Origin of the sequence: Sulfitobacter faviae (genome assembly GCF_029870955.1) — a bacterium.
GTDB classification, from domain to species: Bacteria; Pseudomonadota; Alphaproteobacteria; order Rhodobacterales; family Rhodobacteraceae; genus Sulfitobacter; species Sulfitobacter faviae.
The window spans coordinates 1,771,881-1,786,906 of the sequence record NZ_PGFQ01000001.1 but is presented as its reverse complement, the minus strand read 5'-3'; the positions used below and the strand labels follow the sequence as shown (position 1 = coordinate 1,786,906).

Annotated in this window: 17 protein-coding genes and 2 pseudogenes; 7 read left to right on the top strand and 12 right to left on the bottom strand. The window is 62.3% G+C overall.

The window, feature by feature from the left end; genetic code table 11:
* Window positions 1-66: 66 nt before the first annotated feature.
* The 7 genes from acpS to folK all read right to left on the bottom strand — a co-directional run bounded on the left by acpS (window position 67) and on the right by folK (window position 5,924).
* Entirely contained in the window at window positions 67-471 is a 405-nt protein-coding gene (acpS, locus tag CUR85_RS09180; RefSeq protein ID WP_067264589.1) for a holo-ACP synthase, read from the bottom strand.
* A 147-nt stretch (window positions 472-618) separates the two neighbouring features.
* The gene (locus CUR85_RS09175; protein ID WP_067264591.1) at window positions 619-1,062 is read right to left on the bottom strand and encodes a PA2169 family four-helix-bundle protein; all 444 of its coding nucleotides are present in this window, start codon (window positions 1,060-1,062) and stop codon (window positions 619-621) included.
* A gap of 113 nt (window positions 1,063-1,175) precedes the next feature.
* Entirely contained in the window at window positions 1,176-1,928 is a 753-nt protein-coding gene (locus CUR85_RS09170; RefSeq protein ID WP_067264594.1) for a pyridoxine 5'-phosphate synthase, read from the bottom strand.
* Between the two features lie 100 nt (window positions 1,929-2,028).
* On the bottom strand, window positions 2,029-2,685 hold the full coding sequence (locus CUR85_RS09165) for a DUF2062 domain-containing protein (protein WP_067264597.1): 657 nt from the start codon (window positions 2,683-2,685) through the stop codon (window positions 2,029-2,031).
* Between the two features lie 37 nt (window positions 2,686-2,722).
* Window positions 2,723-4,873: a RelA/SpoT family protein gene (locus tag CUR85_RS09160; protein ID WP_067264600.1), complete on the bottom strand. Its 2,151-nt coding sequence runs from the start codon at window positions 4,871-4,873 to the stop codon at window positions 2,723-2,725.
* Between the two features lie 36 nt (window positions 4,874-4,909).
* On the bottom strand, window positions 4,910-5,263 hold the full coding sequence (rpoZ, locus tag CUR85_RS09155; RefSeq protein WP_067264606.1) for a DNA-directed RNA polymerase subunit omega: 354 nt from the start codon (window positions 5,261-5,263) through the stop codon (window positions 4,910-4,912).
* Window positions 5,264-5,333: 70 nt separating this feature from the next.
* Window positions 5,334-5,924: a 2-amino-4-hydroxy-6-hydroxymethyldihydropteridine diphosphokinase gene (folK, locus tag CUR85_RS09150; protein WP_067264654.1), complete on the bottom strand. Its 591-nt coding sequence runs from the start codon at window positions 5,922-5,924 to the stop codon at window positions 5,334-5,336.
* 143 nt (window positions 5,925-6,067) lie between these two features.
* On the opposite strand from folK, the gene CUR85_RS09145 reads away from it, so the two are divergent.
* From CUR85_RS09145 to CUR85_RS09125, 5 genes are all read left to right on the top strand, one after another.
* The gene (locus CUR85_RS09145) at window positions 6,068-6,616 is read left to right on the top strand and encodes a LabA-like NYN domain-containing protein (protein WP_067264609.1); all 549 of its coding nucleotides are present in this window, start codon (window positions 6,068-6,070) and stop codon (window positions 6,614-6,616) included.
* Window positions 6,617-6,867: 251 nt separating this feature from the next.
* Complete coding sequence (locus CUR85_RS09140) at window positions 6,868-7,605, top strand: helix-turn-helix transcriptional regulator (RefSeq protein WP_067264611.1); 738 nt, start codon at window positions 6,868-6,870, stop codon at window positions 7,603-7,605.
* A gap of 60 nt (window positions 7,606-7,665) precedes the next feature.
* The gene (ispH, locus tag CUR85_RS09135) at window positions 7,666-8,616 is read left to right on the top strand and encodes a 4-hydroxy-3-methylbut-2-enyl diphosphate reductase (protein WP_067264614.1); all 951 of its coding nucleotides are present in this window, start codon (window positions 7,666-7,668) and stop codon (window positions 8,614-8,616) included.
* Between the two features lie 54 nt (window positions 8,617-8,670).
* On the top strand, window positions 8,671-9,135 hold the full coding sequence (gene rnhA, locus CUR85_RS09130) for a ribonuclease HI (protein WP_067264616.1): 465 nt from the start codon (window positions 8,671-8,673) through the stop codon (window positions 9,133-9,135).
* Window positions 9,132-9,755: a trimeric intracellular cation channel family protein gene (locus CUR85_RS09125; protein WP_067264624.1), complete on the top strand. Its 624-nt coding sequence runs from the start codon at window positions 9,132-9,134 to the stop codon at window positions 9,753-9,755. Before rnhA ends, CUR85_RS09125 begins: the two co-directional genes overlap by 4 nt.
* Window positions 9,756-9,765: 10 nt before the next feature.
* Here the strand turns inward: CUR85_RS09125 and fmt are convergent, their stop codons facing one another.
* From fmt to def (CUR85_RS09105), 4 genes and pseudogenes are all read right to left on the bottom strand, one after another.
* Window positions 9,766-10,674, bottom strand: coding sequence for a methionyl-tRNA formyltransferase (fmt, locus tag CUR85_RS09120; RefSeq protein ID WP_067264626.1), 909 nt, complete (start codon window positions 10,672-10,674; stop codon window positions 9,766-9,768).
* Window positions 10,675-10,712: 38 nt separating this feature from the next.
* Window positions 10,713-11,210: a peptide deformylase gene (def, locus tag CUR85_RS09115; protein WP_067264629.1), complete on the bottom strand. Its 498-nt coding sequence runs from the start codon at window positions 11,208-11,210 to the stop codon at window positions 10,713-10,715.
* Entirely contained in the window at window positions 11,207-11,704 is a 498-nt protein-coding gene (def, locus tag CUR85_RS09110; RefSeq protein ID WP_067264632.1) for a peptide deformylase, read from the bottom strand. Before def (CUR85_RS09110) ends, def (CUR85_RS09115) begins: the two co-directional genes overlap by 4 nt.
* Window positions 11,701-12,218: pseudogene (gene def, locus CUR85_RS09105) on the bottom strand (peptide deformylase). Before def (CUR85_RS09105) ends, def (CUR85_RS09110) begins: the two are co-directional and overlap by 4 nt.
* A gap of 96 nt (window positions 12,219-12,314) precedes the next feature.
* Here def (CUR85_RS09105) and CUR85_RS09100 point away from each other — a divergent pair.
* Window positions 12,315-13,481: pseudogene (locus tag CUR85_RS09100) on the top strand (MalY/PatB family protein).
* A gap of 39 nt (window positions 13,482-13,520) precedes the next feature.
* On the opposite strand, the gene CUR85_RS09095 reads toward CUR85_RS09100, so the two are convergent.
* Complete coding sequence (locus CUR85_RS09095) at window positions 13,521-13,877, bottom strand: hypothetical protein (protein WP_067264640.1); 357 nt, start codon at window positions 13,875-13,877, stop codon at window positions 13,521-13,523.
* Window positions 13,878-14,049: 172 nt separating this feature from the next.
* Between CUR85_RS09095 and CUR85_RS09090 the strand changes: the two genes are divergently transcribed.
* Window positions 14,050-15,024 carry a glutathione S-transferase family protein gene (locus CUR85_RS09090; RefSeq protein ID WP_067264642.1) on the top strand — a complete coding sequence of 325 codons (975 nt, stop codon included), beginning with the start codon at window positions 14,050-14,052 and terminating at the stop codon, window positions 15,022-15,024.
* The last annotated feature ends 2 nt before the right edge of the window (window positions 15,025-15,026 follow it).

Below are 15,026 nucleotides of genomic sequence, written 5' to 3'. Positions count from 1 at the left end.
GGGGCCGGATCGGCCTGCCCCGCGTGCATATGACGCGAAACGGCGGGGTGCGCCAGTCTATGCAGCCTAATCGGCAAGAGGGCGCGCTTCGATCACCACGAAAGCCTGCGCCCAAGGGTGATCGTCGGTCAGGGTGACATGGATGATCGCCTCATGCCCCGGCGGGGTCATCGCGGCGAGACGGTCCGCGGCCCAGCCCGTGACCTCCATCACCGGCTGACCGCTGCGCAGATTGCTCACCGCCATGTCGCGCCAAGCGATGCCCATGCGCAGCCCGGTGCCAAGCGCCTTTGAACATGCCTCTTTCGCAGCCCAGCGTTTGGCATAGGTGCCCGCCACATCATGGCGGCGCTCGGCCTTGCGTTGCTCCACCTCGGTGAACACCCGGTTGCGAAACCGGTCGCCAAAACGGTCGAGCGTGCCTTGGATACGCTCGATATTTGCCAGATCAGTGCCGATGCCGAGGATCATTGAGTGCCATTCTTGCCGCGTGACGGGGCCGATGGCCCTTTGCCCTCAATAGATCACGCGGCGAAAGCGAGGAAAAGCGGCAATCCGACGCGAAAACGCCGCCCCGCAGGAACGGGACGGCGTTGAACCTACCACAAGGCGCGGCGCTTAGGCTGCGACGTGGCGCGCCTTCTCGGCTTTCGCCTCGTCGATGGCGCGCTGAACGGCGGCGCGCTGTTCGGTCAGGAACTCATAGCCGGGGCGGCCAGCAGTGGCTTTGATCGCATCGTCGTAGTTTTCGACCAATGCGGATTCGCCGTTGATGATCTCGTCATAGACAGCTTCGTTGTCGCCGGTCACTGCGTCGCGCAGCTTCAGCCAACCGCGGTGAGCCGATGCGGCGGCAGAGCCTTCTTCGGATACATCCACGCCGTCGACGCCAAGCTGGCGGTGCAGTTCTGTGTGGAACTTCTCACGTTCCGCGATGCGCTGGTCGAAGAAGCCGACAAAAGCCGCTTCGTCCGAGACCTGCTTGCGGGATTCACGATAGCCGTCGCGGCTGTCGATCAGGCGGGTGTGCAGTTTCTTCAGCGTGTCGATATGGTCGCTCATTGGTGCCTCCTTAGGTTTGTTAACCAGTCTGGCGGCCCAACGCGGCCAAGGCCGCTTTAGGTCCGGAGGGAGGCACGCTTTGAGAGATTTTCCGCCACCGGCGGGCGGCGGGCTCAGCCCTCGCGGGCCTCATCCATCAGGCGGCGCATCTCGGCAATCGCGGGTTCCAACCCGAGGAAGATCGCCTCTCCAATCAGGAAGTGCCCGATGTTAAGTTCCCGCACCTCGGGGAAAGCGGCGATCGGGGTGACGGTGTCATAGGTCAGCCCGTGGCCCGCGTGCACCTCAAGCCCGAGAGAGTCGGCGAAACGCGACATCTCGCGCAGCTTGTTGAGTTCGGCATCCGCCTCATCCCAACGGCCCTCGGCGAAGGCATCGCAATAGGCACCGGTGTGCAATTCGATCACCTCTGCGCCGATGCGGTTGGCGGCTTCGATCTGCGCGCGCTCGGCTGCGATGAAGATCGACACCCTGCTGCCCGCCTCGCGCAGGGGCGCGATGAAATGGGCCAATTTGTTCTCTTCCCGCGCGACTTCCAGCCCGCCTTCGGTGGTCCGCTCTTCGCGCTTTTCAGGCACGATGCAGACCGCGTGGGGCTTGTGGCGCAGGGCGATCTTTTGCATCTCATCCGTCGCGGCCATCTCGAAGTTGAGCGGGACCGACAGCACCTCCATCAAACCTTCGATATCGGCATCCGAGATATGCCGCCGGTCTTCGCGCAGATGCGCGGTGATGCCATCGGCCCCGGCCTTTTCCGCGATCTTGGCCGCGCGCAGCGGGTCGGGATAGGCGCCGCCCCGTGCGTTGCGCACCGTCGCCACATGGTCAATGTTCACGCCCAATCTCAGCTTTGGTTGATCCGCCATCTCGATTCCCCTTGCATCACTTGCCCCGACCATAGGTCGGAACTTTCGCCAACCCCATAGGGAGAAGCGGTTTTTCCCGAAAATTGATGGTGCGACAGGATCAGTCGGCGTGGCGCTTGGCGTCGGCCTTTTGCGCCGCCTTATGCTTGAGCGCCTCGAACTTGGCTTTGATCATGCCGCGCCGCCGCTTTTGATAGGCGCGCAGCACCGGGACCGAAATGTAATAGGCGATAGAGGCGCAGATCATCCCCGGCAGGATACCCCCGATCAGATAGGGGTAGAAGACCTGATGGAAGAACACCGTCAGCCCGGTCCAATCCATCTGGGTATCGGTAAAGATCGCGACGAAATTCTCTTTCAGATCGCGCCCGGCGTCGAGAAACTTACCCCCGAAAGAGCGATGCGCCGTCGGCGCCACAGGCGCGCCAAGGATCCAATGCCCGGTTTGCAGGGCCGCGATGCCGATGGGCACATAGGTCAGCGGATTGCCAAAGAAAGTCGCCATCAGCGCAGCAAGGATATTGGCCCGCATCACCCGCCCGATCAACGCGGCCACGATAAAATGCAGGCCATAGAAGGGCGTGAAGGTGGTAAAGACCCCGGCCCAGATGCCGCGCGCGATGCGCTCGGGGCTGTCGGGCAGCCGCCGCATGCGGTGTTTGACATAGTGAAACGCACGCGTCCAACCACCGCGCGGCCACAGAAACTCGGCCAGCGCGCGCAGGGTCGGTTTCGGATCGCGGCGTTTGAAAATCAAGTCTCAGGTCCAGTATCGGCGTTTCGTCTGCGCAGGGTCAGGTGGTCTTTTCGACGGTCTTTCCCATGCTCATATTGCGGTGCCTGCTGACATCGGCGACCTCACTCTCGGCTTCGAGCGTGGACATCAGCGAATGCAGGTGACTCACGTCTCGGAGATCCACATAGACCACCAGCCGGTAAAAGTCAGGCTTGCGCTCCACAAACTCCAGATCCGAAATATTGGCCGAGGCTTCGCCGATCAAGGTGCAGACCCGCCCCAGAACGCCCGCGCCATTGCCGATAGTGATGTCCAGCGCACAGGTATAGACCGCCGGATGGCTGCCGTCATGCCAACGCAGATCGAGCCAGCGTTCGGGCTGGTCTTCGTATTCCGAGAGGCGGTCACAATCGATGGCATGGACAGTCACGCCCTTGCCCCGGAAGGTGATGCCGACGATCCGCTCACCGGGCAGCGGGGTGCAGCAGGGCGCGCGGTCAAAGCTCTGCCCCGGCTCCAGCCCCACGACCGCGCGGCGCACGTCGATCTGTTCGCCCTTTTGCGGGGCAAGGTCGGGATAGACGCATTCCACCACTTCGCGGCCCGTGAGTTCCGAACTGCCAAGCCGGGCGAGCACTTCGTCGGGGCCATTCAACCGCATGTTCTTGGCCACGGTATGCAGCACCTTATCGGTGGCCTTTTTGCCCACCTGCGCAAAGGCCGAACGCGCCAATTCGCGGCCCAGTTTGATAAAGCGCTCGCGGTCGACCTCACGCAGGGAGCGCCGGATCGCCGACTTGGCCTTGCCCGTGGTGGCAATGTCGAGCCACGTCACCTGTGGCGTCTGGCCCTGCGCGGTGGTGATCTCAATCGACTGGCCGTTCTTGATCCGGGTCCACAGCGGCACGCGCATCCCGTCGACCTTGGCCCCCACACAGGCGTTGCCGATACGGGTGTGGATCGCATAGGCGAAATCAATCGGCGTAGCCCCGCGCGGCAGCTTCACCACATCGCCCTTGGGCGTGAAGCAGAACACCTGATCGGCGTACATCTCAAGCTTCACGGCTTCGAGGAAATCCTCGTGATCGGTCTCGGCGTCGAACTGTTCGGTCAGCTGGCTGATCCACTTGGCAGGATCGACAGCAAAGGGGTTCCGGCTGCGCACGCCGTCGCGGTAGGACCAATGGGCGGCGACGCCGGTCTCGGCCACGTCATGCATCTGGCGGGTGCGGATCTGCACCTCCACCCGCTTGCCATCGCGGCCCGAGACGGTGGTGTGGATTGACCGGTAACCGTTGGTCTTGGGCTGGCTGATGTAATCCTTGAACCGCCCCGGCACCGCGCGCCAGCGGCGATGGATCGCCCCGAGGGTGCGGTAGCAGTCTTCTTCAGAGGCGGTAATCACGCGAAAGCCGTAGATGTCGGACAGGCGGGAGAAGCTTTGCTCCTTCTCCTCCATCTTGCGCCAGATCGAATAGGGTTTCTTGGCCCGGCCAAAGACCTCGGCTTCGATATCCGCCTTTTCCAACTCCACCCGCATGTCGCCGGTGATGCGCTGGATCACATCGCCGGTGTCGCGTTGCAGGGTGATGAAGCGGCGAATGATCGAGGCGCGCGCCTCGGGATTGAGCACCCGAAACGCGAGGTCTTCCAACTCTTCGCGCATCCACTGCATGCCCATGCGGCCCGCCAGCGGCGCATAGATGTCCATCGTCTCCCGCGCCTTTTTGATCTGCTTGTCCGGGCGCATGGATTTGATCGTGCGCATGTTGTGCAGACGGTCGGCGAGCTTGACGAGGATGACGCGCAGGTCCTTGGACATCGCCATGAAAAGCTTGCGGAAATTCTCGGCCTGTTTGGTCTCGGTCGAGTTTAGCTGAAGGTTGGTCAGCTTGGTGACGCCATCGACCAATTCTGCCACTTCGCCGCCAAAGAGGCTTTGCACCTCGGCATAAGACGCTTTGGTGTCTTCAATCGTGTCGTGCAGAAGGGCGGTGATGATCGTCGCATCGTCAAGCTGCTGTTCCGTGAGGATCGCAGCGACAGCGACGGGATGAGTGAAATAGGGCTCACCGGAATGGCGAAACTGCCCCTCATGCATCCGCGCCCCATAGTCGAAAGCGGCGCGGATCAGGGGTTCGTTGGTACGCGGATTGTAGCCTTGAACGAGAGCGATCAGGTCGTCGGCAGTAATGTCGGCGCTGTTCATGCCATCTGCCTCATAGCCCCGGCCGGGGCGCGGGGGTTAGCCCTGCCCCTGTGCGGCCATCAACTGGCGCAGCAACATCTCTTCGGACATGCTGTCTTCTTCGGGCTTGTCCTCTTCGGCCCCCATCAGAAGCGCCATCGCGTCTTCTTCGGGCTCATCGACTTCGATCTGGCTCTGGTTGCTTTCGATCAGACGCTCGCGCAGGTCATCGGCCGACTGTGTTTCTTCGGCGATTTCGCGCAGGGACACGACGGGGTTCTTGTCGTTGTCACGGTCAACGGTCAACTGCGATCCGGCAGAGATCTCGCGGGCACGATGTGCGGCCAGCATGACGAGTTCGAAACGGTTCGGAACCTTATCCACACAATCTTCGACGGTGACGCGGGCCATGAAGCCTCCAATATCTCATTTGCTGCCAGAAGTGCAGTATTTAAGCCGCCTCGGGCAGATTTACAAGCCGTTATTGCAGCCGCCGCACCTCGGCACGATCCCGCTCAGGCAGGGCTTCAAGCAGGGCGCGCACCGGCTTTCCAATCAGCGGATGCACCCAGTTGGGGGCCACATCGGCCAGCGGCACCAAGACGAAGGCGCGGTCCTGTAGCCGGGGATGCGGCAAGATCAATTGCTCCGGCGTGCGGCCAATCTGTGCCTCCAAAGGCAGCTCGCGCCATATCTTGTGGGTCTGACGGTCTGGCAACACGATATCATCACAGGCCAAAAGATCCAAATCCAAGGTCCGCTGGCCCCAGCGTTGCACCCGCGCACGGCCCATCTGCGCCTCGATCCGGTGCAAGACGCCAAGAGCGGTCTGCGGATCCCACGGCGCTTCGAGCCAGGCCGCGGCATTCACATAGTCTGGCCCCGCCCCTGCGGGAAAGGCCGGAGTGTGATAGAATGCACTCGTGGCGCGAATCACCGCGCCGGACGTCTGCAATAGCTTTAAAGCCGATTTTAGCGTTTCCTGAGGTTTACCCACAGAAGATGCAAGGTTACCGCCGAGTGCAACCAGAAGACTATACTTTCGTATAGGGTCTTTACTGCTTAATTCCATACCCTCGGGTCTTGCGACATCGTTAAAAAGCCTTAGTTATGCACCCTGATGTGGGGGCATCGCCAGAGGTCACGGATTTATTAATCCGCGGCGATTACAGTTCAAACCGGGAATACGGCGAAGCCTGCCGAAAGGATAGTTTAATGTTCTACAAAGATGAGCGGTTGGCGCTTTTTATAGATGGCTCCAACCTCTACGCCGCGGCAAAGACGCTGGGCTTCGACATCGACTACAAGCTGCTGCGGCAAGAGTTCATGCGCCGCGGCAAGCTGCTGCGCGCCTTCTACTATACCGCGCTTTTGGAAAACGATGAATATTCGCCGATCCGCCCGCTTGTCGACTGGTTGAACTACAACGGCTTTTCCATGGTGACCAAACCGGCCAAGGAATACACCGACAGCATGGGCCGCCGCAAAGTCAAAGGCGATATGGACATCGAACTGGCCGTCGATGCGATGGAACTGGCCCCGCGTGTCGATCACATCGTGATCTTCTCTGGCGATGGTGATTTCCGCCCGCTGGTGGAAAGCCTGCAACGCCAAGGCGTGCGCGTCTCCGTCGTCTCCACGATCCGCAGCCAGCCGCCGATGATCTCGGACGATCTGCGCCGCCAAGCCGACAACTTTATCGAGCTTGACGATCTGCGTGACGTTATCGGCCGCCCGCCGCGCGATCCCGCACCGCACGACTAATCGACGCAGCCCCATTTCGTGCAGAACCATGCCGCCCCCGCGCGGCAGCGGTCTTATTGTGCGCAGCGTCAGGATGATGGGCAAACGAATACCAGGCCAGCGACTGTGGCGTCACTGGCCTGTGAAATTTCTAAAATACCCCAGGGAAGATACAATACAGCACATGAACCCATGCGTTCCCCTTGATCCCACACTACCTGCTCCCGTAGAAGTAGACGACCCCCCGAAAAAGGGGGTAAAAGTGAGGGAAGATGCTGTTCGATGCCGCTGTACGTTTGGAAAAGCTGCAAGATGTTAGCGCGCTTTGGGATGGGATCGTAAAGACATTTCGAGAGACCGGCTTTACCCATGCCATCCACATCAGCGTGGGTGCGGATTTCAAAGACGCTCAGTTTCTGTCCACCATCCCCGACCTTTACGATGACCTCCCGCCCGAGGATGATCCATTCCTGCACCACTCGTGCAACAGTTATGATGTGCTGACGATCGGCCAGGCCTTCGTACACCTCTACCCCGATGTCACCCCGTCCGAGCATTCGCTGATCGCCCGCGCAGGTCGCGAAGGTCTGCATGCTGCCTTCGCCGTGCCGATGCGGCTGAAGGGCTCCGAACGTTTTGGCGGCTTCATCGTCGGCAACGGGATGGAGGCTGATGAGTTCGAGCGCGCCTTCAGCGACATTGCCGAGGATCTGCGCCTCTTCTGCCTGCTGATGCACCGCCGGATCGAAGACCTGACCGGCACCGCGCCCCTGCCCCTGCCCGAGAATCCTTCGGCCTTCGACAAGCTCAGCCCGCGCGAAGCCGAAGTGGTGAACCTGCTGGCCCACGGCTACACCCGCCAGCAGACCGCGCACCGCTGCAACCTCTCTATCCACACCGTGTCGGACTATGCGAAATCCGGCTACCGCAAGCTCGGCATCCGCAACCGGGCGCAGGCGGCTGCGCTGGTGCACGCCACGGCGGGCGAGCCTGCGCCCAAGTCAGACTGACGGGCTGGACGAAGCGGGCCCAAGCCCTTACCTCTGCGCCAACCGTCCGGAGATTTCGCCATGACCAAACCGCCTCTTACCCTCTACCTTGCCGCGCCGCGCGGATTCTGTGCGGGCGTGGACCGGGCGATCAAGATCGTCGAAATGGCGATCGAGAAATGGGGCGCGCCGGTCTATGTGCGCCACGAGATCGTGCACAATAAATTCGTCGTCGATGGGCTGCGCGACAAGGGCGCGGTCTTTGTCGAGGAACTCTCAGAATGCCCCGACGACCGCCCGGTGATCTTTTCCGCCCATGGCGTGCCGAAATCCGTGCCCTCGGCGGCGCAGGCGCGCAACATGATCTACGTCGATGCCACCTGTCCGCTGGTCTCCAAGGTGCATATCGAGGCGCAGCGCCATGCGGATGCGGGCCTTCAGATCATCATGATCGGCCATGCGGGCCACCCTGAGACGATCGGCACCATGGGCCAATTGCCCGAAGGCGATGTGCTGCTCGTCGAAACGCCTGAGGATGTGGCCACAGTCGCCGTGCGCGATGACGCGCGTTTGGCCTATGTCACCCAGACCACGCTCAGCGTTGATGACACCGCCGATATCGTGGCCGCCCTACAGGCGCGCTTCCCCGCCATCATCGGCCCGCATAAAGAAGACATCTGCTACGCCACGACCAACCGTCAGGAAGCGGTCAAAGCCATGGCGCCGAAATGCGACGCGATGCTGGTGGTAGGCGCGCCCAATTCCTCGAACTCTAAACGGCTGGTCGAAGTCGGCGCCCGCGCAGGCTGCGCCTATGCGCAACTGGTGCAGCGCGCCGATGACATCGACTGGCGCGCGCTGGAGGGCATCGGCAGCATCGGCATCACGGCGGGCGCATCGGCCCCCGAAGTGCTCATCAATGAGGTGATCGACGCCTTCAAAGCGCGTTATGACGTGACCACCGATCTGGTCGAAACCGCGCAGGAGAACGTCGAATTCAAAGTGCCGCGCGTTCTACGCCAACCCGCCTGATTGACCGCCGCGCGCCAGCCGCCTAAACCGCGCTGGAAACTGCCGGAGATACCCATGCCTGACCTCTACGCCTATACTGACGGTGCCTGTTCGGGCAATCCCGGCCCCGGCGGCTGGGGCGTGCTGATGCGCGCGATGGACGGGGACCAGATCGTCAAGGAACGCGAGTTGAAAGGCGGCGAGGCGCAGACCACCAACAACCGCATGGAGTTGATGGCCGCGATCTCGGCCCTGGAATCGCTCAGCCGCCCGACCGAGATCACGCTGGTGACCGATAGCAACTACGTCAAGAACGGCATCACTGGTTGGATCTTCGGCTGGAAAAAGAACGGTTGGAAGAACGCGGCCAAGAAGCCGGTCAAGAATGCCGAGCTTTGGCAACGGCTGGACGCCGCGAATGCGCGGCACAATGTGACGTGGAAATGGGTCAAGGGCCACGCTGGCCACCCCGAGAACGAGCGCGCCGATGAACTGGCCCGCGCGGGCATGGCCCCCTTCAAACCGGGCACCAAGAAGTGACCCTGCTGGCCCTGCTGGACTATGCCGCCGTGCTGGTCTTTGCCATCACCGGCGCGCTTGTTGCCAGCCGGGCGCAGCTTGATATCGTGGGCTTTGCCTTTATCGCCTGCCTGACCGCCGTGGGCGGCGGCACGATCCGTGACCTCCTGCTCGACCGCAACCCGATCTTCTGGATCGAAACCCCCAGCATGTTAGGCGTGGCCATCCTGGCCGCTTTGGTGGTGTTTTTCACCGCCCACCTGCTCGAAAGTCGCTTTCGCACCTTGATCTGGCTCGACAGTCTGGCGCTTGCCGTCGCGGTCGCGGCGGGGGTTGGTGTGGCGATAGCGCAAGAGCAGTCCGCGCCGATCATCATCGTCATGGGCATGATCACCGGCTGCATGGGCGGGCTGATGCGCGATGTGGTGGTGGGGCAGCTGCCGCTGGTGCTGACCCAAGGCGAGCTTTACGCCACCGCAGCGCTCTCCGGTGCCGCCGTTGCCGTGCTGCTGTCGCCCTATTTCGATGGCACGCTCTACCCGCTGCTGGCCTGCGCTGCGACGACTTGGGTGCTGCGCGCCGGATCGCTTTATTTCGGCTGGCACCTGCCGGTTTACAAAAGCACCCCGCCCAAAAGCTGAACGCTCAGCCTCAGCTAAGACGCGCACCCGCTGCGATCTGCGCACCGCGTTGAAACACATCCGCCTCCTGCACGCCCTTGCCCGCGCGCTGTAGCCGCGTCAGCCGCACCGCCCCCTCGCCACAGGCGATGCGCAGCGCGTCCGACAGCACCTCACCCGGCGCGCCGGTGCCCTCGTCCAGCACCGAGCCAAGGACTTTCACCCGCTGGCCGTCAATCTCGAACCACGCGCCGGGAAAGGGCGAGAGCCCGCGGATCTGGCGATCCACCTCGACCGCCGGGCGGGTCCAGTCGATCCGCGCTTCGGCCTTGTCGATCTTGGCGGCATAGGTGACGCCCTCTTCGGGCTGGGGCTGCGGCGTCAGATCGGTCAGTTGCGACAGCGCCTTGTTGATCGCCACCGCGCCCATGGCGCTCAACCGGTCATGCAACTGTGCCGTCGTCTCAGCCTTGCCGATCTCGGTCTCTTCGCACAGCAGCACCGGCCCGGTATCCAACCCCGCTTCCATCTGCATGATGCACACGCCGGTCTTTTCGTCGCCCGCCATGATCGCACGGTGAATGGGCGCTGCCCCGCGCCAGCGCGGCAGCAGGCTGGCGTGGATGTTCAAACAGCCATGTTTCGGCGCGTCGAGAATGGGCTGCGGCAGGATCAGACCATAGGCCACGACCACCGCCGCATCGGCCTCAAGCGCTGCGAATTCTTCCTGCGGCTCGGGATGTTTGAGCGAGACCGGATGGCGCACCAGCAGTCCAAGCGCTTCGGCGCGTTGCTGCACCGGGCTGGGGCGGGGTTTCTTGCCGCGCCCGGCGGGGCGGGGCGGCTGGCAATAGACCGCACAGATCTCATGCCCGCCCTGCACCAGGGCATCGAGGATCGGCACCGAAAAATCGGGCGTGCCCATGAAGATCAGTCGCATCTGTTCACTCCTGCCGGACAGCGCCTTGGAGAGCGCCGTCAGCCGTTCTGTTTGCGTGCCTTGCGCAACAGCATGTCGCGCTTGGTTTTGCTGAGGTTGTCAAAATACATCTTGCCCGCCAGATGGTCGATTTGGTGCTGCACGCTCACCGCTTCCAGCCCGACGAAATCACGCTCCACCTCGGCTCCCGTCTCGTCAAGGAAACGCACCTTCACCCCGCGCGGGCGGCGGATCACGGCGCTGAAACCGGGCAGATTGGGGCTGGCCTCATCGTAAGGATGCAACACGGCAGAGGCATCGACGATCACCGGGTTCGCGAGACGGATGCGTTTGTTGCGCGCTTCCGAGGCATCGACGACCGCCACCTGCAACATCACCCCGATCTGCGGCGCGGCAAGGCCAACGCCGGGCATGGCGTCCATCGTCTCGATCATGTCGTCCCAGAGGGTGCGGATTTCATCCGTCACCGCATCGATGGGTTCGGCGGGGCTGCGCAGGCGTTTGTCGGGCCATGGAACATAGCGGCGTAGGGTCATTGGGCGTTGAACTCCGCAATCTTGGCGGCGCGGGTCTCTGCGTCGAGGTGATCGAAGGTCACCACCCCATCAAGGTGATCCATCTCATGCTGCGCGATCAGCGCAGCGGCGCCTTCCATGCTCTGCACATAGCGGCCCCCGTTCAGACCGGTCCAGACCATCTGCACCTGCGCAGGGCGCGAGATATCGGTGCTGATGCCGGGGATGCTAAGACAGCCTTCGGTATTGGTCACCCGCTCTTCGCCGATCTCTTGAAACATCGGGTTGATGCAGACCAGCGGGTCGGACTTATCCTCTTTCCACCCCGCATCCATCACGAAGATGCGCAGCATCGCGCCCACCTGCGGTCCGGCAAGGCCACGCCCCGGCGCGGCATACATCGTCTCAAGCATATCGGAGGCGAGGCGTTCGATCTCGGGCGTGATCTCTTCGACCGGGGCGCAGGTCTCGGCCAGTCGCGGGTCGGGCCAGCGGAGAACCTCGAGCACGCTCATCCGCGCGCCAGCTCGCGTTTGAGCTTGACCATCTTGCGGGTGATCATCTGGCGCTTCAGTGGCTTGAGGTAGTCGATGAAAAGCTTGCCGTCGAGGTGGTCGATCTCATGCTGAACGCAGGTCGCCCAAAGCCCGTCAAAGGCCTCCTGCTGCTCTTTCCCGTCACGGTCGAGCCAGCGCACCTCAACCTCCGCCGGGCGGGTCACCTCGGCATATTGGTCGGGGATGCTGAGGCAGCCTTCTTCATAGGTGTTGAGCGCGTCCGAAGAGGCCACGATTTCGGGGTTGAACATCAACAAGGGCCGGGGCGCTTCGCCCTCTTCCTTGACGCAATCCAGCACGATCACCCGGCTCAACACGCCGATCTGCGGCGCAGCAAGGCCGATGCCCGGCGCATCATACATGGTGGTCAACATATCATCGCCCAGCACGCGCAGCTCGTCGCTGAGATCGGCGACGGGGCTGCGGCTTTCTTGAGCCGTGGATCGGGGTGCAAAAGGATCGGGCGTTTCATCCCGCTCATTTAGGCCATGCCCGTGCATCGCGCAACCGGGGGCTTGCAGCGCCTGCGGCAGCCGTTAGCTTGGCCGCAATATCAGGAGAGACCAGCATGAGCTTTGACGACATCATCGACCGGCGCGGCACCCATTGTGCGAAATGGGACAAGATGGAAGCGATCTATGGCGTGCCCGCGGATACCGGCATCGCCATGTGGGTGGCCGACATGGATTTCCGCCCCCGCAGGTGGTGCAGGACGCGCTTCAGGCCCAGATTGATCACGGGGTGCACGGGTATTTCGGCGATGACAGCAAATACCTCGCCGCGATCCAATGGTGGATGGAAAACCGCCACGGTTGGAAGGTCGACGCCGAGGCGATCTTTACCACGCATGGTTTGGTGAACGGCACCGCCATGTGCGTCGATGCTTTCACCCAGCCCGGCGATGGGGTGGTGCTGTTCACCCCGGTCTATCACGCCTTCGCCCGCGTGATTAACGCCGCCGAGCGTCGGGTGGTGGAATGCCCGCTGACCAATGCCTCGGGCCGTTACGAGATGGATTTTGACGCCTATGACGCCCTGATGACCGGGAATGAGAAGATGGTGATCCTCTGCTCGCCGCATAACCCCGGCGGGCGGGTCTGGAGCCGTGAGGAACTGCAAGGCGTGGCCGACTTCGCCAAGCGGCACGATCTGGTGCTGGTCTCGGATGAGATCCACCACGATCTGGTGATGCCGGGGCACAAGCATATCCCCATGGCCCAGATCGACGGGATCGAAGACCGTCTGGTGATGATGACCGCCACGACCAAGACCTTCAACATCGCGGGCGGCCATACCGGAAACGTCATCATTCATGACCCCAAGCTGCGCGAGCGCTTAGCCCGGCGCATGGCGGCCTTGGGCGTTTCGGCAAACTCCTTCGGGCTGATCATGGCGACCGCTGCCTATTCGCCCGAGGGGCCGCTTGGGTGGATGAGTTGACCGCCTATCTCGACAACAACCGGCAGATCTTCGACGAGGCGGTGAACGCGATCCCGGGGCTAAGCTCGATGCCACTGGAATCGACCTATCTGGCTTGGGTGGACTTTTCGGGCACCGGCATGGCGCCCGCAGAGTTTCAGGACCGTGTCGAGAAAAGCGCCGCTATCGCTGCCAACCACGGCGCCACCTTTGGCACGGGGGCGAAAGCTTCATGCGCTTCAACCTCGCCACCCCGCGCGCACGGGTCGAGGAAGCCTGTGAGCGGCTCACCAAAGCCTTCAGTGATTTGCAGTAACGAAACGGCGCGGCGGGGAAGCCCCGCCGTGCCGCCCTATCAGGCGCGGCCGTCTTCGATCAGATCCAGCGGCGCATCGGCGGAGCGTTCGAAATCAAGCGGCGGACGGTCCGCCACGGCGGTGGCGCGCTTGAACTCATAACGCATCTCGCCCGCTTCTTCCTCGCTCGCCACGATCAGACATTGGAACAGATGCAGGCTGCCGTCATAGAGATCGACCAGCCCGCGCAGCTTGGGCGCGTCCTGTGCATCGACGGAGAAACCGGTCTTCCACATGCGCAGCACGCGGTAGACATCACCGCCCGCCTCAAGCCGCAGGCGCGCGCCCTTGCGCAGGCTTGCCATACGCGCGGCATCCAGCCCCGCCTGTATTTCTTTCGACAGAAATTCTTCCATGCACAATCCCCCGCTGATGCCTCTAAGCTGGCGGAAAGCGTAGAAAATTCAAGTTAAGAATTGGTGACGTTTGGGCAGTCTGCATCAGCGCAGAGCGGCTGCGCGCCTATGAAGATGGGCGGCCCCCGCGCCCTGCCCTAGATATACCCTCAAACGCGGAAAGGAGAACAAGATGGGCCTATTGGTCGACGGTAAATGGCAAGACAAATGGTATGACACCAAATCCTCGGGCGGCAAATTTGAGCGCAGCGAGGCCAAGTTTCGCAACTGGGTGACCGCCGATGGCAGCGCCGGACCGAGCGGCAAAGGCGGGTTCAAGGCAGAATCGGGGCGCTACCACCTCTACGTCAGCTATGCCTGCCCATGGGCGCATCGCGCGCTGATCTTCCGCCAGTTGAAGGGGCTGGAAGATCACATCGGTGTCTCTGTCGTGCATCCCGATATGCTGGGCGAGGGCTGGACCTTTGACACGGATTTCCCCGGTGCCACGGGCGACACGCTCTTCGGCCTGCCCTATGCCCGCGACATCTACACCCGCGCCGATCCCGATTTCACGGGCCGCGTGACCGTGCCGATCCTTTGGGACAAAGAGCGCGAGACCATCGTCAGCAATGAGAGCGCCGAGATCATTCGCATGTTCAACAGCGCCTTCAACGCGATCACCGGCAACAGTGATGACTATTACCCCGCCCCCCTGCACGACCGCATCGAAAAGGTGAACGCCCGCGTCTATGACACGCTGAACAACGGCGTCTACAAAGCCGGTTTCGCCACCACGCAAGAGGCCTATGACGCTGCCGTGCATCCGCTCTTCGACACGTTGGATTGGATCGAAGACATCCTGTCGCAGAACCGCTACCTCGCGGGCGACCGGATGACCGAGGCCGACTGGCGGCTTTTCACCACGCTGGTGCGCTTCGACAAGGTTTATCACCTGCACTTCAAATGTAACCGCCACCGGATCGTCGATTACCCGAACATCTGGGCCTATACGCGCGAACTCTATCAGGTGCCGGGCGTGGCCGAGACGGTGAACTTCGACCATATCGTGCGGCACTATCACTACAGCCATGACACGATTAACCCACACCGCATCATCCCGATCAATCCGGTGCTGGACTTCGACGCGCCGCACGGGCGCGGCTGACC